This is a genomic window from Bradyrhizobium altum (assembly GCF_020889705.1).
Taxonomy (GTDB): Bacteria; Pseudomonadota; Alphaproteobacteria; order Rhizobiales; family Xanthobacteraceae; genus Bradyrhizobium; species Bradyrhizobium altum.
The window spans coordinates 1-18179 of sequence record NZ_JACMYP010000061.1 but is presented as its reverse complement, the minus strand read 5'-3'; the positions used below and the strand labels follow the sequence as shown (position 1 = coordinate 18179).

The window sequence follows — 18179 nt, the reverse complement described above, 5'->3', positions numbered from 1 at the left end:
CCCCTCAACGCTGCTCGTCGGCGTCAGGCCGCCGGCTGCGATAGACCAGCCAGATCAGCAGCGAGGAGATCGGCACCCAGGCGAGCTGGTACCAGTAGAAGAAGGGAAAGCCGAACAGCGAAGGCTCGGCAAAATTATAGAACGGCACCCACAGCAAGCCGATGAACGGCAGCAGCAACAGAATCCACATGGCTCACTCCCCAGCCCGGGGTCCGATCAAAACCGGCGGTGTTGCCGGCGTCCCATCATCGACGACCCCAGGAACCATTCGTTGCGTCTAGAATCACGGTTGCGGCATGGCGATGCAAAAAGATGTGATCGCCGTGCCGCGCGGGCAGCCTACTCCGCCTTGATGCCCGCGTCCCGGATCACCTTGCGCCAGCGGGCCTCCTCGGCCGTGAAGTAGCGGTCGAGTTCGGCCGGGGGTGATGCCACCATCACGAGGCCCTCATTGACGCTGAGCTTCCGGAAGGCCTCGGCCTGCACGGCCTTGGCCGCGGACTTGTTGAGCCGGTCGATGATCTCGGGCGGCGTGTTCGCAGGTGCGTAAAGGCCGTACCAGGATTCCGCGGCGTAGCCCGGCACACCGGCTTCGGACACCGTCGGCAATTGCGGCAACGACGCCGAACGCTCGGCCGAGGTCACCCCGATCGCACGCAGCTGCCCGGCCTCGACCAGCGACGCACGGCTTGCCACCGTCGTGAACATCACCTGGATCTGGCCGCCCAAGAGGTCGGTGATGGCGGGCGCCGCGCCCTTGTAGGGCACGGTGGTCAGATTGACGCCCGCCATGTGCTTGAACAATTCGCCGGCCAGGTGCGCCGAGGTGCCGGTGCCATAGGTCCCGTAGGACAGTTTTTTCGGATCGCCCTTCGCAGCCGCGATCAGATCGGCGATCGACTTGATCGGCGAAGCAGGATTGACCACGACGACATTGAACGAGCGCGCCACCAGGGCCACCGGCGCAAAATCCTTATGCGCGTCGTAGGGCAGCTTGCTGTAGAGGCTCGGATTGACGGCGTTGGCGAAGGTCGCCATCAGCAGCGTGTAGCCGTCGGCCGGGCTGGCGGCGACGCTCTGCGTGCCGATGATGGTGCCCGCCCCCGGCTTGTTCTCGATGATGACGGTGACGCCGAGATCCTTCTGCATCTCCTGCGCCAGCGTGCGCGCGACGACATCGGTGCCGCCGCCCGGCGCGAACGGCACCACGATCTTCACGATATGGTCGGGATAGAAGGCGCGCGCCGGCGCCTGCAGCAGCACGTTTGCTGCGATCGCGAACAGGATGGAGGTCAGGACGCGAAGCGGCATGGCAGGCCCCGGCGGCGGATGAGGCAACCTTCATACACGCCCACGCCATGCAAGGGATGCCGGGTGGTCATGATGCGTACTACTAGTCCCGTCATCCTGAGGAGCCGCGTAGCGGCGTCTCGAAGGATGCACGGCCCCACCTCTGGCCGATTCATCCTTCGAGGCTCGCTCCGCTCGCGCCTCAGGATGCCGGGGATAGAGTGCTGCGCAAACCGTCCCTCACGAATACGGATTGATCAGCTTCTGCTGCTCGGTCGCGTGATGCACCAGGAGATCGATGAAGACGCGCACCTTCGCTGAGAGGTGATGGCGGTGCGGGTAGATCGCGTTCATGGTGAGCTCGACCGGCCGATATTCGGGCAGCAGCCGAACCAGCTTCCCCGATTCGAGTTCGTCCCGGACCAGGAAGCCCGCCGCGAGGAACACGCCGACGCCGGCGAGCGCCGCGAGTTTCAGCGTCTCGCCGCTGTTGGAGACGAGATTGCCGGCCACTTTCACCGCTGCCGGCGCGCCTTTGCGGTCGACGAAGTGCCACTCGTCCCCGAACGGGTAGTTGATATGGCGAACGCAGTTGAGGGTCGCGAGGTCGTCGAGCCGCTCCGGCTTGCCGTGCGCCTCGACGTAGTCGTGCGAGCAGCACAGCACGTGCCGCCAGGTGGCGATGCGGCGCACGATCAGCGCGGAATCGCGCGGCTGGATCATCTGCACGGCGAGATCGAAATTTTCGTCGAGCAGATCGGCCGAGCGTTCGCCGATCATCAGATCAATCTTGACCTCGGGATAGGTCGCCAGGAACTCGGTGACCGTCGACGACAGGAACTGGACCAGATGGGTGTTGGTGAAGATGCGCAGCGTGCCGCGCGGTACCGATTGCTGCGCGCCCGCAACCTCATCTGCTTGCTCGATGTCGGCGAGGATCTGGATGCAACGGTCGTAATAGGCCTGACCGACCTCGGTGAGGCTGACCTTGCGCGTGGTGCGGTTGAGCAGCCGGGCACCGAGCCGGTCTTCCAGCGACTGGACGTGGTTGCTCACCATGGTCGTGGACATGTTGAGCTTGCGGCCGGCGGCGGAAAAGCCGCCGGAATCCACGACCCGGACGAAGGCGGTCAAACTGGTCAGGCGATCCATGTAACAAGGTCCGGATTATCAGCGTTGGCTTGATAATGCTTCCAGTTTTATCGGGATTATCACAGCGGGGAGGACATTGCATCTAAGGGCCGTATCCGGCGCCCTTTCTGGAAGGACGCGAATGTTCTGCCTGGAGGATGTCATGTCGACCACCACCTATGCCCCTGAAGAATCGGCCAAAATCGGCCTCCCCCCATCCCGGCGGACGGTCAAGCGGGTGGTCATCGGGCTCGCCGCCGTGCTCGGCATCGCCGTGGCCAGCGACTTTGGCTACGACTACCTCACCACCGGCCGCTACCTCGAATCCACCGACGACGCCTACGTGAAGGCGGACTCCACGATCATCGCCCCGAAAGTGTCGGGCTACATCGCCCGCGTGCTGGTGACCGACAACCAGCCGGTGAAGGCCGGCCAGCTGCTGGCCGAGATCGACGACCGCGACTACCGCACGGCGCTGGGCCAGGCCAAGGCCGATGTCGAGGCCGCCGATGCCTCGGTGCGCAACCTCGATGCCCAGCTCGAGCTGCAGCAGCCGATCATCGATCAGAGCACTGCGGACGTCGAAGCCGCCGAAGCCAATCTGAAATTCGCCCAGGAAGAGCAGAGCCGTTACGACGGGCTGATGAAGTCCGGCTCCGGCACCATTCAACGTGCGCAGCAGACCGACGCGGCGCTGCGCAGCAATACGGCGCAGTTGCAGCACGCGAAGTCGGCGCTGTCGGCGGCGCAGCGCAAGGTCAACGTGCTGACCACGCAGCGCGCCCAGGCTGTCGCGCAGGCCGACCGGGCCCGCGCGGTCGAGCAGCAGGCTGAACTGAACCTGTCCTACGCACGGATCACCGCGCCGGTCGACGGCACGGTCGGCGCCCGCACGCTCCGCGTCGGTCAATATGTGCAGGCCGGCACCCAGCTGATGGCGGTGGTGCCGCTCGATGCGGTCTATGTGGTCGCGAATTTCAAGGAGACCCAGCTGACCCATGTGCGCAACGGCCAGCCGGTCGAGCTCACCGTCGACAGCTTTCACGGCACCACGCTGAAGGGCCATGTCGACAGCCTGTCACCGGCCAGCGGCCTCGAATTCGCGCTGCTGCCGCCCGACAACGCCACCGGCAACTTCACCAAGATCGTGCAGCGCGTGCCGGTGAAGATCGTGCTCGACGATCACAGCTTCACCGGCCTGCTGCGGCCGGGCATGTCGGCGATCCCGACCGTCAACACCAAGGCGACCGTGCTGGCCGAACGTGAGGAGAAGCGGCGGCTGGCGTCGGCGACGCGGGCGAGCGGCGGCTAGCGTTCAAACGTTCTTCGACTGATTTGACGCGATCGATCGTGGAGATCGATCGCGTTTTGCTATCCAGAACTCTCTTCGCCTCTCCCGCTTGCGGGGGAGGCCGCATTGCATCGCAGATGCAATGCGGGTGGGGCTCTCTCCGCGGCATGACTCGTGGAGAGAGCCCCACCCCACCCTTCCCCGCAAGCGGGAGAGGGAGCCTAGTAAGCATGCCCGCCTCACGGACCGACGGCGGATTATCAATTTCTGCCGGACAATCCTTCCAGTCTTTCCCGGATTATCGAAATCGGCCGCCTAATCCATGTTGTGGGGCAGCAAGGACGCCCCGATGACCGCACTCCAGCCCACAGCCAACGCCGCCGCCCTCCCGTCGCCCGCAGCACCCGCCGCGCCCGCGATCCCGACCAAGACCTGGATCGCGGTGATCGGCGCCACGCTCGGCGCGTTCATGGCGGTGCTCAACATCCAGATCGTCAACGCCTCGCTTGCCGACATCCAAGGCGGCATTGGCGCGGGCATCGATGACGGCGGCTGGATCTCGACCTCCTATTTGATCGCCGAGATCGTGGTGATCCCGCTCTCCGGCTGGCTCGCGCAGGTGTTCTCGGTGCGCATCTATCTGCTCACCAACGCGTTCCTGTTCCTGGTGTTCTCTGGCGCCTGCGCGCTGGCGCAGGACCTGCCGCAGATGATCGCGCTGCGCGCCGTGCAAGGCTTCACCGGCGGCGTGCTGATCCCGATGGCATTCACGCTGATCATCACGCTGCTGCCGAAGGCGAAGCAGCCGATCGGGCTTGCGCTGTTTGCGCTGTCGGCGACGTTCGCGCCGGCGATCGGCCCGACCATCGGCGGCTATCTCACCGAGAACTGGGGCTGGCAGTATATCTTCTACGTCAATCTGGTGCCCGGCGCCGTGATGATCGCGATGCTGTACGTCTCGCTCGATCCGAGCCCGATGAAGCTGTCGCTGATCCGCCAGGGCGACTGGCTCGGTATCATCACCATGGCGATCGGCCTCGCCGCGCTGCAGACCGTTCTGGAAGAAGGCAACAAGGACGACTGGTTCGGCTCGCCCTTCATCGTCCGCCTGTCGGTGATCGCCGCCGTGGCGCTGGTCGCCTTCCTCATCGCCGAATTCACCGTCGAGAAGCCGCTGCTCAATCTGCGCCTGCTCGCCCGCCGCAATTTCGGCTTCGGCATGCTGGCCAACTTCCTGCTCGGCATCGCGCTGTACGGCTCGGTGTTCATCCTGCCGCAATATCTGTCGCGCATCCAGGGTTACAACGCCGAGCAGATCGGCATGGTGCTGGCCTGGACCGGCCTGCCGCAGCTCGTGCTGATCCCGCTGGTGCCGCGGCTGATGCAGCGCTTCGACCCCCGCATCGTCATCGGCGTCGGATTTGCGCTGTTCGCCGGCTCCAACTTCATGAACATCTACATGACCAACGACTATGCGGCCGATCAACTGCTCTGGCCCAATGTCGTCCGCGCCGTCGGTCAGGCGCTGGCATTCGCGCCGCTGTCGGCAGTTGCGACGGCGGGAATCGAGGCGGAGAATGCCGGATCGGCATCAGCGTTGTTCAACATGATGCGCAACCTCGGCGGCGCCATCGGCATTGCCGCGCTGCAGACACTGCTGACCAAGCGCGAGCAATATCACTCCAACGTGCTGATGCAGTCGGTCTCCATGCTGGAACAGGCGACCCGAACGCGGATTGAGGGATTGACCCAGTATTTCCTGAACCACGGCGTTGCCGATCACGCCGACGCCAGCCACCGCGCGATCGCGGCGGTCGGCAAGGTCGTGCAGAAGCAGGCCTACATCCTCGCCTTCAGCGACACCTTCTATCTGCTCGGTGTGGCGCTGATCGTAGCGCTGGTAGCAGCGCTCTTCCTGAAGAAGCCGGGCCAGCTCGCTGGCGGCGGCGGTGCACACTAGTCCTTTTCACTGAACCCATAACCAAGGAGAACGACCATGAAACCCCGCATGAATTTCTACCAGGCCGCCCCCGAGACCATCAAAGCGCTGGTTGCGGTCGAAAGCCAGATCACGGCGAGCGGCCTCGAGCAATCGCTGATCGAACTGGTCAAGACCCGGGCCTCGCAGATCAACGGCTGCGCCTACTGCATCAACATGCACACCGAGGACGCCCGCAAGCATGGCGAGACCGAGCAGCGGCTCTATCTGCTCAACGCCTGGCGCGAGTCGCCGCTCTACAGCGAGCGCGAGCGCGCGGCGCTGGCCTGGACCGAAGCGCTGACGCTGGTTTCGGAGACCCATGCGCCCGACGCCGACTACGAGGCGGTGCGCGCGCAGTTCACGGACAGCGAGCTCGTCAACCTGACCACGCTGATCGGCGCCATCAACGCCTGGAACCGGATCGCGATCGGCTTCCGCGCGGTGCATCCGGTGAAGGTGAAGGTCGCGGCGTGAGGGTGACGAGTGTCAGAAATTTGGCGGCGCGCGCAGTCTATCACCGTCACCCTGAGGAGCGCGTAGCGCGTCTCGAAGGGTCGACGGCCCGACTGTGGCCGGGCATCCTTCGAGGCTCGCCCACCGGCGCAATTGCGCCGCAAGGCTCGCGCCTCCAGCGACAAAGGCGAAGCCTTTGCGCGGGGATGACGGGTCTACCTTTCTCGTCGAACCTCGTTCAAACCGCCGTCGCGCGGGCGAACTCGACGTAGATCTCGCGCAGGCGGTCGGTGATCGGGCCGACCTTGCCGCCTCCGACCTTCTTGCCGTCGATCGCGACCACGCCCTGCACGAACACCGAGGCGCTGGTGATGAAGGCTTCCTTGGCGGCGAGCGCCTCCTCCACCGTGAAGGCGCGCTCCTCGATGCGAAGCTGGCGCTCCTCGGCAAGCTTGACCACCGCCTTGCGGGTGCAGCCGGGCAGGATCTCGTTGCCGTTCTGCCGGGTCACGATGACGTCGTCCTGGGTGACGATGAAGGACGAGGACGAGCCGCCCTCGGTGACCTTGCCGTCCTCGATCATCCAGGCTTCGCCGGCGCCGGCCGCAGCCGCAGCCTGCTTGGCCAGCACCTGTGCTAAGAGCGCCACGCTCTTGATGTCGCGCCGCTCCCAGCGGATGTCGGGCACCGTGATCACGTTGATGCCGGTCTTGGCCGACGGCGCGTTGATGATGTCCTTTTCCGAGGTGAACATCACAAGCGTCGGCTTGACGTCGGCCTTCGGGAAGGCGAAGTCGCGCCCCTTGTCAGCGCCGCGGGTAACCTCGAGATAGACCATGCCGTTGACGAGGTCGTTGCGCTTGACCAGCTCCTTCTGGATCTCCTCGATCCGCTCCAGCGTCTCGGGGAGCGCGAGCTGGATCTCGCCGACCGAGCGCTTCAGCCGCGCCAGATGCGAGGCGTTGTCGATCAGCTTGCCCTCGAGCACCGCCGCCACCTCGTAGATGCCGTCGGCGAACAGGAATCCGCGGTCGAACACCGAGACCTTGGCCTCGGAATGCGGCACGAACGAGCCGTTGACGTAAGCGATCTTTTCCACGCGAGTTCTCCTGCGGACGAAGGGGAGTTTCAGGCCTTCGTATACGCAAATTGTTAACGGGGGAAAACCCTCCACACCGTCATTCCGGGATGCGCCCGCTAGGGCGCAGGCCCGGAATCCATAATTACGATCGTGAGTATGAATTCCGGGCTCGCGCCGCGCGCGCCCCGGAATGACAGGCCGAGAGAGGCCCCAGCCTCAATGCTGCAGGATCTTCGATAGGAACTTCTGCGCGCGGTCGCTGCGCGGTGTGCCGAAGAAGTCGGCCTTCTTGGCGTCCTCGACGATCTCGCCGCGGTCCATGAAGATGACGCGGTCGGCGACCTTGTTGGCAAAGCCCATCTCGTGGGTGACCACCATCATGGTCATGCCCTCGCGGGCGAGGTCGACCATGACGTCGAGCACCTCGCTGATCATTTCCGGGTCGAGCGCCGAGGTCGGCTCGTCGAACAGCATCGCGATCGGGTTCATCGCGAGCGCGCGGGCGATCGCGACGCGCTGCTGCTGGCCGCCCGACAATTCGGCCGGGAATTTCTTGGCGTGATCCTTCAGCCCGACGCGATCGAGCAGCTTCATGGCCGTGACCACGGCATCGTCATGCTTGCGGCCCAGAACCTTCTCCTGCGCGAGGCAGAGATTGTCGATGATCCGCAGATGCGGAAACAATTCGAAGTGCTGGAACACCATGCCGACGCGCGAGCGCAGCTTCGGCAAATCGGTCTTGGGATCGTTGACCTTGATGCCGTCGAGGATGATGTCGCCGCCCTGGATCGGCTCCAGCGCGTTGACGCATTTGATCAGGGTCGACTTGCCCGAACCCGACGGGCCGCAGACCACGACCACCTCGCCCTTGGCGACGCTGGTGGTGCAGTCCTTCAGCGCCTGGAAGCTCGGCCCGTACCATTTGTTGACGTGATTGATCTCGATCATGATGGCTCAGCTTGTTGTTCAGCGAACAATGGCGATTCGCGCCTGCAGGCGGCGCACGCCAAAGGACGCGACACAGGAAATGACGAAGTAGACCAGCGCGGCGAACAGGTACATTTCGACCAGGCGGCCGTCGCGCTGTGCGACCTTGCTGGCGGCGCCGAGGAAATCCGGGATCGACAGCACGTAGACCAGCGAGGTGTCCTGGAACAGCACGATGGTCTGCGTCAGCAGCACCGGCAACATGTTGCGGAACGCCTGCGGCAGCACGACGTAGCGCATCGATTGCGCGTAGGTCAGGCCGAGCGCGCTGGCCGCGGCCGGCTGGCCGCGCGAGATCGACTGGATGCCGGCGCGCATGATCTCGGAGAAATACGCCGCCTCGAATGCGACGAAGGTGATCAGCGAGGAGGCGAAGGCGCCGACCGAGATCGGCCGCGACGCGCCGGTCAGCCACTGCCCGATGTAAGGCACCAGGAAGTAGAACCAGAAGATCACCAGCACCAGCGGCAGCGAGCGGATGAAGTCGACATAGAAGCCGGCGATGCGCCCGAGCACCTTGTAGCTCGACAACCGCATCAGGGCGATCAGGGTGCCGAACACGAGGCCGCCGAACGCGGCGAGCGCCGTCAAGGTCAGCGTGAAGCGCATACCCTCGAAGAACAGATAGGGCAGCGAGCGGCGGATGACGTCGAAATCGAGATTGCCGAGCATCGTCATTTGCCCGTGATGTAGCCGGGGATCGCGACATAGCGCTCGAGCAGGCGCATCGCGGTGACCACGACGAAATTGAGGAGAAGATAGAGCACGGTTGCCGCGGTGAACGCCTCGAACACCTGGAACGAGAACTCCTGCATCGAGCGGGCCTGGCCGGTCAATTCGATCAGGCCGATGGTGATGGCGACGGCGCTGTTCTTGATGGTGTTGAGGAATTCGGAGGTCAGCGGCGGCAGGATGATGCGGAACGCCATCGGCAGCAGCACGTAGCGATAGGTCTGCACCGTGGTGAGGCCGAGCGCGGTCGAAGCCTGCTTCTGGCCACGCGGCAGCGAGCCGATGCCGGCCTGCAATTGCACGGCGACGCGCGCCGACATGAAGAGGCCGACGCCGACCGCGGCGGTCCAGAACGGCGCGTTCGGCAACTGCTTCATCCACAGCCCGGCGGATTTCGGCAGCAGCTCGGGCAGCACGAAGAACCACAGGAAGAGCTGCACCAGGAGCGGCATGTTGCGGAAGAACTCGACCCAGCAGAAGCCGATCCACGACGCCGTCCGCGACGGCAGCGTGCGCAGCACGCCGATCACCGTGCCGGAGACCAGCGCGATGATCCAGGCGAGCACCGACACCTTGATGGTGACCACCAGTCCCGCCAGCAACATGTCGAGATAGGTGCCGGTCCCCATCGGGTTCGGCTCGAGAAAGATGTGCCAGTTCCAATTGTAGTTCACGGGTCCCCCGCGCTCTCGCGCCGATCACGCATTACGCCGACATCACGGGCGGCGTCTATGCAAATGTCCGGCCATTCTCCTCGAAAATGGCCGGACACGTTCATTTTCGGGACCCGCCGCCGACGGCGACGGGTCATGCGCAACACTGCGATCAGTTCACCAGATAGGCGTCCGGATCGGGTGAATCCGACGGCTTGGCAAGCTGCTTCTTCATCTCCGGCCCGAGCGGCACGTTGAGGTTCAGGCCCTTCGGCGGGATCTTCTGGTTGAACCACTTGTCGTAGATCTGCTGGCCCTCGGCGCTGGTGTAGAGCGCCGCAGTGGCGGCGTCGACGACCTTCTTGAACGGCGCGTCATCCTTGCGCAGCATGATGCCGTAGGGCTCGGGCTTGGAGAACGCATCCTTGGAGATCATGTAGTCGTCCGGCGACTTCGAGCCGGCGACGAGGCTCGCGAGCAGGATGTCGTCCATCACGAAGGCAACCGCGCGGTCGGTCTCGACCATCAGGAAGGCCTCGGCATGATCCTTGGCCGGGATGATGTTGATGCTCAGCCCGCGTGCGAGGTTGGCCTCGGTGAGCTGCTTGATGTTGGTGGTGCCGGCGGTCGAGACCACCGTCTTGCCCTTGAGGTCGTCGATCGAATTAATCTTGCTCGCCTTCTTCGTGACGTAGCGGCTCGCGGTCAGGAAGTGCGAGTTGGTGAAGGAGACCTGCTTCTGGCGCTCGGCATTGTTGGTGGTCGAGCCGCATTCGAGGTCGACGGTGCCGTTGGCCATCAGTGGGATGCGCGTCGCCGAGGTCACCGGGTTGAGCTTCACCTCGAGCTTGTCGAGCTTCAGCTCCTTCTTGATGGCATCGACGATCTTGTAGCAGATGTCCATCGCATAACCGACGGGCTTCTGGTTGTCGTCGAGATAAGAGAACGGGATCGAGGAATCGCGGTAGCCGAGCGTGATCGCGCCGGTGTCCTTGATGTTCTTCAGGGTTCCCGTCAGCTCCTCGGCCTGCGCCTGGCTCGCGCCGAGCGCGGCGGCGAGCGCGAGGCCGATCAGATATTTGGATGTCATACGTCTACTCCTTCGTGGAAAGGTCGATTTACTGCGTGAGAATGTCGGCGAGGACGGGTGCGATGTAGCGGCGAAACTGGTCCGGATTCTCGCTCATCGGAAAATGACCGAGCTTTTCCATGATCGTGACGCTGGCGCCCCCTATTGCCGCTGCCGTCCGCCTCGTGTCCTCAGGCGTGCAGGAGAAATCATACTCGCCCGTGAGGAAATAGAGCCTGCATACTTTAGTATCGATTGACGCGACCCGGCCGCGCAGGTCGCCGTCGACACGGTAGAAATGAAGGTCGCCCTTGAACACGCCGGGGCCGCCCTGCTTGTAGGCCCAGAGCGTTTCCATCCGCGCAGGCGCCGGGCTCTGCGGCGCAATCAGCCCCGACACCAGCGCGGCGCAGACCTCGCCGCCGTGAACGTCGGGGCGGTTCAGCCAGTCGGTGTCGTACCACGGCGCCTGGAAATCGGCGGCCTCGAGCCCGATCAGCGCGCGGAATTCGGCGGCATGTTCGATCGCAAGGTTGAGCACGATGCGGCCGCCGATCGAGCAGCCCATCACGACAGGCTTCTCCAGCCCCAATGCGCAGCAGAAGGCGCGGATGGTCTCGGTGAAGCTGTTGGTGGTGAGTTGGTATTCATCGCCGGTCCAGCTTTTGGGCGGATTCGACTTGCCATGCCAGGGCATATCGAAGGCAATGACGCGGAAATTTTCGGCAAATTGCGCGTCAGCGAGCAGATGCCGCCACTGCCGCGCGTCTGATCCCGCGGTGTGCAGGCAGACCAGCGGAATGCCCTTGCCGTTCTCCTCGAAATAGATCCGGTGTAGCTCGCCGCCGATCTCGACGTGAACGTAGCGGCCGACCATCGGCTCGATATGGCCGTTCACGATCGTGCCGCTCATGATACGGCCGCCGCGAAGTGCTGCCGCGGCAGCGCCAGCAGATCCTTGAAGTATTGCAGGTGCGCCATGAACGGATGCAGATCGCCTTCCAGCACCGCCTCGCCGCGCTTGGTCAGCGCCAGCAGATCGTGCCAGCCGGGTTTCGGCTCGGCCTGCCAATAGGCGGCCCAGGCCTGCGGCGTCGCGCGATAGGCAAAGCGCCACGAGCGCATCAGGACCGGCGAGGGCACGAACTCGACGATGCGGCCGGCCCGGATCGCGGCATGAAACGGCCGCGCCATCGGGCCGAGCAGGCAGTCGCAATCGAGCAGCCGCCCGCGCGAGACCAAGAGCGGTGCCTGGTCGAGCAATGCGGGAATGCCGGCAAACGCCGTCGTCACAGCGTCGTCGGTGGCGTCGGGCGATAGCGTCATCTGTCGGGGAAGTTTTCCTTCGGCGGACGCCCCATGATGACCGGAAGGGCGCGATCCCGCAAGCCGCCGATGTCCTTGGGTTCCCTGGATTATACGCTTGACCAAACGCGGCTTGCCGGTCAGGGCGCGGGGCGGCGCGCCCTCCCCGCATGCTGCCAGGAGCTGCCACTCCGTCAGACCAAAGGCCGATTGAATTCCGCGGCTCGGCAGGTTGCGCCACGCCGTGGCAGGCCAATTGTCGCAGTCGGCGCCTTCGCTCTTCCGTTGCCCGCCCTGTTCTGTCCAATGCGCACCGTGTCCCTGCGACGACAGGGGCGATCATTGCCAGCACCGAACAAGACATGGCCGCGATCGAACGCGGCCACACGGGGAGAGATCGAGATGTCGCAGCGCAATTCCTGGAGGGTCCTGCTCGCCGCCGCCGGCATGCTGCTGTCAACAGCGGCGCAGGCGCAGGATTATCCGACCAAGCCGATCACGCTGATCGTGCCGTGGCCGGCGGGCGGCTCGACCGATATCTCGATGCGCGCGATCGCCGAGAGCGCCTCCAAGGTGCTGGGCCAGCCGATCGCGGTCGACAACAAGGCCGGCGGCGGCGGCACCGTGGGCCCCGCGACCATGGCCGCCGGCGCCAAGCCCGACGGCTACACCATCGCGCAGATTCCGATCACCGTATTCCGCCTGCCCTTGATGCAGGAGGTGTCGTGGGATCCGGCGAAGGATTTCTCCTACATCGTCCACCTCACCGGCTACACCTTCGGCGTCACTACCAATGCGGAGTCGCAGTACAAGACCTGGCAGGACGTGGTCGATTTCGCCAAGAAGAATCCCGGCAAGGTGACCTATGCGACGCCGGGCACCGGCACCTCGCTGCATATCGGCATGGAGCAGATCGCCTTGATGGCCGGCGGGATCAAGCTGACCCAGGTGCCGTTCAAGGGCGGCGCCGAGACCAACGCCGCGGTGCTCGGCCAGCACACCATGCTGCAGGCCGATTCCACCGGCTGGCGGCCGCTGGTCGACGCCGGCAAGCTCCGCCTGCTGATGGTGTGGACCGGCACGCGCTCGCCGAACTATCCCGACGTGCCGACGCTGAAGGAGCTCGGCTATCCGATGATCTATGACTCGCCGTTCGGCATCGCCGGCCCCAAGGGCATGGATCCCAAGATCGTCGCCAAGCTGCACGACGCCTTCAAGAAGGCAATCGAGGACCCGGCCGTGATCGCAACGCTGGCCAAATACGACATGGTGCCGAACTACAAGAACACCGAGGACTACAGGAAGTTCGTGGTCGAGGTCACCGAGTCCGAGCGCAAGGTGATCGACACCCTCGGGCTGGCGAAGAAGTAAATCCAAATCCGCCACATACGCCGGCGTCATCCTGAGGTGCGAGCCGCGCCTGCGGCTCGCCTCGAAGGATGGACCGAGGCACCGTCGCCCTTCGAGGGCGTCGCTTCGCGCCGCCACCTCAGGGTGACGATACAGAAAGCGGAAACATCACCCATGAACAACGACACCAACGTCAAACTCCGCCTCAACAATTCCGAGCTCTGGGGCGGGCTGATCGGGCTTGCGCTCGGCGGGTTCGTGATCTGGTCGGGGCTCAAGCTCAAGCTCGGCACCATCAACGATCCCGGCTCCGGCTACGTGCTGTTCTACACCGGCATCCTGATGTGCGTGTTCGCGATCTCGATCATGGTCGCGGCGGTCACCGAGGGCGGCCCGAGCTTCGCCTCGCGCTGGGAGAATGCGCGCTGGGGCAAGCCGGTCCTCGTCATCGCCTGCCTCGCCGCATTCGCATTTGCACTGGAGCCGCTCGGCTTCCTGCTGTCGGCGATCCCGCTGATGCTGTTGCTGCTGCGCGTGATCGATCCGGTGCGCTGGTCGCTGGCGATCCCGCTGTCCATCCTTGCCCCGCTCGGGATGTGGTGGGTGCTGAAGCACCTGCTCGCGATCCAGTTGCCGAGCGGCCTGTTCGAGATCGGTTGAGCGCCCATGGATACTCTCGTCAACGTCGCCCACGGCCTCGGTGTCGCGCTGCTGCCGGTCAATTTGCTCTATTGCTTCATCGGCGTATTCATCGGCACGCTGGTCGGCGTGCTGCCCGGCATCGGCCCGATCTCGGCGATGTCGCTCTTGCTGCCCGTCACACTGTCGGGCACGCCGGAGTCCGGCATCATCATGATGGCCGGCATCTATTACGGCTCGATGTATGGCGGCTCGACCACCTCGATCCTGGTCAATATCCCCGGCGAGGCCGCCTCCGTCGTCACCTGCATCGACGGCCACCAGATGGCGAAACAGGGCCGCGCCGGCCCGGCGCTCGGCATCTCCGCGTTCGGCTCGTTCATCGCCGGCACTTTCTCGCTGGTCGCCCTGATGCTGGTCGCGCCCTCGCTCGCCAGCGTCGCGATCGCGTTCGGCCCGGCCGAATATTTCAGCCTGATGGTGCTCGGCCTCGTCGTGCTGACCTTCCTCACCCAGGGGTCGATGGCCAAGGCGCTGCTGATGGCCTGCATCGGCGTCGTGCTCGGCCTGGTCGGGCTCGACAGCATCACCGCGCAGCCGCGGCTGACCTTCGGCCGCATCGAGCTGATCGACGGCATCGGCCTCGTGCCTGTGGTGATGGGCCTGTTCGGCGTCGCCGAGGTGCTCCTCAACACCGAGCAGGCGATCAAGCGCGACATCATCAACGCCAAGATCACCCAGCTGTTGCCCAACAAGGAAGACTGGAAGGCGAGCGCCGGTCCGGTGGCACGCGGCACCGTGCTCGGCTTCTTCCTCGGCATCCTGCCCGGCGGCGGCGCCGTGGTGGCGTCGTTTGCGTCCTACGCGCTGGAAAAGCGGCTCTCGAAGCATCCGGAGCGGTTCGGCCATGGCGCGATCGAGGGTGTCGCGGGGCCGGAATCGGCCAATAATTCCGCGGCCGGCGGCGCCTTCATTCCGCTGATGACGCTCGGCATCCCGCCGAATGTGGTGATGGCACTGTTGCTCGGCGCCTTCGTGATCCACGGCCTGCAGCCGGGACCATTGATGATCTCGCAGAACCCGACGCTGTTCTGGGGCATCGTCGCCAGCATGTATATCGGCAATCTGATGCTGCTGGTGCTCAATCTGCCGATGATCGGCATGTGGGTGCAGCTGCTGCGGCTGCCCTACAATGTGCTGTTCCCGCTGATCATCCTGTTCACGATCATCGGCGTCTACTGCTCCAGCAACAACGTGTTCGACGTCCATGTCATGATCGCGTTCGGCGTGATCGGCTATTTCATGCGCAAGCTCGGCTACGAGCCGGCGCCGCTGGTGCTGGCCTTCGTGCTCGGGCCGATGCTGGAGAACAATCTGCGCAAGTCGCTGATCCTGTCGCAGGGCGATCTCATGACCTTCGTGGAGCGGCCGATCTCGGCGATCTGCCTCGCCTTCGCGCTGGTGCTGCTGGTCGGCCCGCTGCTGCCGTCGCTGCGCAGGAAGCGCGAGCTGGTGGCGCTGGACGAGGGGGCTTAGGGCCGGTCGATCTGCCGCCGCGCCAGCAGTGCGCCCCCTCGCCCCGTTCTTACGGGGAGAGGATTGGGGTGAGGGGCGGCCTCCGCATACGTGCTGACAGTGGTACCTGCGGAGGCTCCCCCACCCGCAACGCATCTGACGATGCGTTGTGGCCTCTCCCCGCACGCGGGAGAGGCGAAGAAGACCGCGGCACCACTTCACCCCGCCTTGGCCGGACGCCCGTTCTTCGGCGCCTGGGCCATCGCGCGGGCCAGCACCTGGGCTTCCTTCTTCAGCATGTCGGCGAGCTCGCTTTCGCGGCGGCGGATGCGGTCGGTGGCCGCGCCGATCGAGAGCGCGGCGACCACCTCGCCGGCATCGTCGCGGACGGGAACGCCGACGCCGCCCATGCCGGGGAATGCGGCGTCGAGCAGCACGGTGTGGCCGGCCTTGCGCGCCACGGCGATCCGCTCGCGCAGGAATTTCGGCGTGATGCGCGGCGATTTCGCCAGCCGCGGCACGATCACCTCGATCACGGCCTCGATCTCCGCATCCGGCAGCCAGACCAAAAGCGCCAGCGCACCGGCGCCGACGCCGAGCGGACGGCGGCTGCCGATCTGCAGATAGTTCGGCTGCAGCGGATGGCTGCCGACCGAGCGCGCCAGATACAGCGCCTCGACGCCGGAGCGCACCGACAACAATGCTGTATCGGCGGAGCGCTCCGAGAGCCGCAACAGGCTCGGCTGCGCCAGTTCGGCGATGTCGACCGAGCGGCGCGCGCCGACCGCCATCACCCGCGCCTCCTGGCCGAGCTCATAGGTCTTGGCGCCGGCGACCCGGCTGACGAAACCTTCCTCGATCAGCGAGTTGAGGATGCGCAGCGCGGTCGCCTTGTTCAGCGAGGTGGTGTCGGCGATGTCGGTCAGCCGTAGCGGCGAGCGCTGCGCAAGCACGCGCAGGATCGCACAGACCTTCTGGATCGCGTTGAACTTGTCGGGTTGGCCAGGCTCCGGCGGTGGCCTCTTGCGGCTGGTCCGTGCGGTCGCAGTCGTGGAGGCGTTCATGCCTTGGTCTTCCTTGCCTTCAATTCCAAATCCTGAACCGGCACGACGAAGGGATGTGCCGGCGGACATCATCCTAAAACGGATGACGCGCGCCGGACATCGTATACTTTCGTCAGATGAAACTTTGATTGCGACTATCTACGCTGCTGTGCAGCAACAGGGATATTTGAATTTCGCTTCACGAAATCAAGCCAGCCGCAGCCGGCGGATGGTGAACAGCGCCCCCAGGCTGAGCAAGCAGACGCCGGTGAGGTAGTAGCCCGGTGCGAGCTCACCGATCGGCGCGAAGCCGCCCATCCAGGTCATGATCGCCGGGCCCATGCCGCCGAACAATGTGACGCCGATATTGTAGCTGAGGCCGAGCCCGGTCGCACGCGTCGCCGCCGGAAACAGCTCCGACATCAGCGCGGCGAGCGGCCCGTAATAGAGCGACTTGAGGACGCCGAGCCACAGCACGCCGATCAGGATGATGGTCGGCGTCGGTCTGCCCGTGAGCAGCAGGAAGGCCGGGAAGATCGAGACCAGGAGCAGCAGCGCAAACAGGATCATGTGCGTGGTGCGCCCGATCTTGTCGGAGACGAGGCCCGCGATCGGCGCCAGCAGCGCGACCGCTGTCTGCGCGGCGAATGCGGCGATGAAGCCGACCGATGGCGCGAGGTTCAGCGTCTTCACCACATAGGTCGGCATGTAGACGATCAAATAATTGACCGCGGTCGACACCGCGAGCGCACCGATCGCGAGGATGGTGGGGAGCATCTGCCGCGCGAACACCTCCTTGACCGGCGAGTCCTGATTCCCGGCCGCCGGCGGCGGCGTCGCATCGTCGACATGGTTGCGGATGTAGATGCCGACCGGGCCGATCAGCACGCCGAACAGGAACGGCAGCCGCCAGCCCCAGGATTGCAGGTCCTCCGGGCTCATCAGCGATGTCAGCAGCGCGCCGAAGCCGGCCCCTAACAGGCCGCTGACGCCCTGGCTCGCGAATTGCCAGCTCGCAACGAAGCCACGCCGCTCCGGCATGTGCTCGACCAGGAACGCGGTCGAGGAGCCGAACTCGCCGCCGGCCGAAAAGCCCTGCACCAGCCGCGCCAGCATCACCGCGATCGGCGCCAGGACGCCGATCGTCTGATAGGTCGGCATCAGCGCCAGCACCAGCGTGCCCAACGTCATCAGCACGATCGAGAGCATCAGCGAGGCCTTGCGGCCGTGACGGTCGGCATAGGCGCCGAGCACGATGCCGCCGATCGGGCGGATCAGGAACGACAGGCCGAAGCTGCCGAAGGTCAGCAGCAGCGAGGTGGTCGGATCGTGGGCCGGAAAGAACGCCTTGGAGAGATAGACCGCGAAATAGGCGTAGACCGAGATGTCGTACCATTCGAGCGCATTGCCCACCGAGGTTGCGACGATCAGGCGGGTGATGTTTTTCTTGGTGGTGGCGGCCGTGTGCTGCGCGTCAGCCGGCGTTGATAAAGTCATTCCGTTTTCCTTGCTGGCGTCGGGCGCCAGTTCTCCGCTCGTCATGCCCGGCCTTGCCGGGCATCCATGTATCCCCGTCATCCTGAGGTGCGAGCTCTTGCGAGCCTCGAAGGATGCACGGCCCCGCTGGTGGCCGATTCATCCTTCGAGGCTCGCTCCGCT

Annotated in this window: 18 protein-coding genes; 6 read left to right on the top strand and 12 right to left on the bottom strand. The window is 64.9% G+C overall.

From position 1 onward, the window contains the following. Positions 1 to 4: 4 nt before the first annotated feature. From H8B02_RS17285 to H8B02_RS17275, 3 genes are all read right to left on the bottom strand, one after another. Complete coding sequence (locus H8B02_RS17285) at positions 5 to 190, bottom strand: DUF3311 domain-containing protein (RefSeq protein WP_050628491.1); 186 nt, start codon at positions 188 to 190, stop codon at positions 5 to 7. Between the two features lie 149 nt (positions 191 to 339). Further along, positions 340 to 1311 carry a Bug family tripartite tricarboxylate transporter substrate binding protein gene (locus H8B02_RS17280; RefSeq protein ID WP_229167335.1) on the bottom strand — a complete coding sequence of 324 codons (972 nt, stop codon included), beginning with the start codon at positions 1309 to 1311 and terminating at the stop codon, positions 340 to 342. Positions 1312 to 1530: 219 nt separating this feature from the next. Next, the gene (locus tag H8B02_RS17275) at positions 1531 to 2442 is read right to left on the bottom strand and encodes a LysR family transcriptional regulator (protein ID WP_229167334.1); all 912 of its coding nucleotides are present in this window, start codon (positions 2440 to 2442) and stop codon (positions 1531 to 1533) included. A gap of 142 nt (positions 2443 to 2584) precedes the next feature. Here H8B02_RS17275 and H8B02_RS17270 point away from each other — a divergent pair, with 142 nt between their 5' ends. The 3 genes from H8B02_RS17270 to H8B02_RS17260 all read left to right on the top strand — a co-directional run bounded on the left by H8B02_RS17270 (position 2585) and on the right by H8B02_RS17260 (position 6167). After that, positions 2585 to 3733, top strand: coding sequence for an HlyD family secretion protein (locus H8B02_RS17270; protein ID WP_229167333.1), 1149 nt, complete (start codon positions 2585 to 2587; stop codon positions 3731 to 3733). A 328-nt stretch (positions 3734 to 4061) separates the two neighbouring features. Beyond that, the gene (locus tag H8B02_RS17265; RefSeq protein WP_229167332.1) at positions 4062 to 5672 is read left to right on the top strand and encodes an MDR family MFS transporter; all 1611 of its coding nucleotides are present in this window, start codon (positions 4062 to 4064) and stop codon (positions 5670 to 5672) included. Between the two features lie 36 nt (positions 5673 to 5708). Continuing rightward, complete coding sequence (locus tag H8B02_RS17260; protein ID WP_092123976.1) at positions 5709 to 6167, top strand: carboxymuconolactone decarboxylase family protein; 459 nt, start codon at positions 5709 to 5711, stop codon at positions 6165 to 6167. Between the two features lie 217 nt (positions 6168 to 6384). On the opposite strand, the gene H8B02_RS17255 is transcribed toward H8B02_RS17260, so the two are convergent. From H8B02_RS17255 to H8B02_RS17225, 7 genes are all read right to left on the bottom strand, one after another. Continuing rightward, positions 6385 to 7245, bottom strand: a complete 861-nt coding sequence (locus H8B02_RS17255; protein WP_229167331.1) for a D-amino-acid transaminase — start codon at positions 7243 to 7245, stop codon at positions 6385 to 6387. A 198-nt stretch (positions 7246 to 7443) separates the two neighbouring features. Then, the gene (locus H8B02_RS17250; RefSeq protein ID WP_229167330.1) at positions 7444 to 8175 is read right to left on the bottom strand and encodes an amino acid ABC transporter ATP-binding protein; all 732 of its coding nucleotides are present in this window, start codon (positions 8173 to 8175) and stop codon (positions 7444 to 7446) included. Positions 8176 to 8193: 18 nt separating this feature from the next. Then, on the bottom strand, positions 8194 to 8886 hold the full coding sequence (locus H8B02_RS17245) for an amino acid ABC transporter permease (RefSeq protein WP_092126720.1): 693 nt from the start codon (positions 8884 to 8886) through the stop codon (positions 8194 to 8196). 2 nt (positions 8887 to 8888) lie between these two features. After that, positions 8889 to 9620 (bottom strand): amino acid ABC transporter permease, encoded by a 732-nt coding sequence (locus H8B02_RS17240; RefSeq protein ID WP_092123970.1) that lies wholly within the window; start codon positions 9618 to 9620, stop codon positions 8889 to 8891. Between the two features lie 151 nt (positions 9621 to 9771). Beyond that, the gene (locus tag H8B02_RS17235; RefSeq protein ID WP_229167329.1) at positions 9772 to 10689 is read right to left on the bottom strand and encodes an amino acid ABC transporter substrate-binding protein; all 918 of its coding nucleotides are present in this window, start codon (positions 10687 to 10689) and stop codon (positions 9772 to 9774) included. Between the two features lie 28 nt (positions 10690 to 10717). Next, on the bottom strand, positions 10718 to 11581 hold the full coding sequence (locus H8B02_RS17230; protein ID WP_229167328.1) for an alpha/beta fold hydrolase: 864 nt from the start codon (positions 11579 to 11581) through the stop codon (positions 10718 to 10720). After that, positions 11578 to 11994: a hypothetical protein gene (locus H8B02_RS17225; protein ID WP_229167327.1), complete on the bottom strand. Its 417-nt coding sequence runs from the start codon at positions 11992 to 11994 to the stop codon at positions 11578 to 11580. The genes H8B02_RS17230 and H8B02_RS17225 overlap by 4 nt, the downstream gene beginning before the upstream one ends. Positions 11995 to 12375: 381 nt before the next feature. On the opposite strand from H8B02_RS17225, the gene H8B02_RS17220 reads away from it, so the two are divergent. The 3 genes from H8B02_RS17220 to H8B02_RS17210 all read left to right on the top strand — a co-directional run bounded on the left by H8B02_RS17220 (position 12376) and on the right by H8B02_RS17210 (position 15498). Then, a complete protein-coding gene (locus tag H8B02_RS17220) occupies positions 12376 to 13344 on the top strand; it encodes a tripartite tricarboxylate transporter substrate binding protein (RefSeq protein ID WP_229167326.1) in 969 nt (322 codons plus the stop codon). A gap of 153 nt (positions 13345 to 13497) precedes the next feature. After that, the gene (locus tag H8B02_RS17215) at positions 13498 to 13983 is read left to right on the top strand and encodes a tripartite tricarboxylate transporter TctB family protein (RefSeq protein WP_229167325.1); all 486 of its coding nucleotides are present in this window, start codon (positions 13498 to 13500) and stop codon (positions 13981 to 13983) included. A gap of 6 nt (positions 13984 to 13989) precedes the next feature. Next, on the top strand, positions 13990 to 15498 hold the full coding sequence (locus H8B02_RS17210) for a tripartite tricarboxylate transporter permease (protein WP_229167324.1): 1509 nt from the start codon (positions 13990 to 13992) through the stop codon (positions 15496 to 15498). Positions 15499 to 15695: 197 nt separating this feature from the next. On the opposite strand, the gene H8B02_RS17205 is transcribed toward H8B02_RS17210, so the two are convergent. Together H8B02_RS17205 and H8B02_RS17200 are read right to left on the bottom strand one after the other, a co-directional pair. Further along, positions 15696 to 16541: an IclR family transcriptional regulator gene (locus H8B02_RS17205; RefSeq protein WP_212313712.1), complete on the bottom strand. Its 846-nt coding sequence runs from the start codon at positions 16539 to 16541 to the stop codon at positions 15696 to 15698. A gap of 186 nt (positions 16542 to 16727) precedes the next feature. Further along, positions 16728 to 18017 carry an MFS transporter gene (locus H8B02_RS17200; RefSeq protein ID WP_229167323.1) on the bottom strand — a complete coding sequence of 430 codons (1290 nt, stop codon included), beginning with the start codon at positions 18015 to 18017 and terminating at the stop codon, positions 16728 to 16730. Positions 18018 to 18179 lie beyond the last annotated feature (162 nt).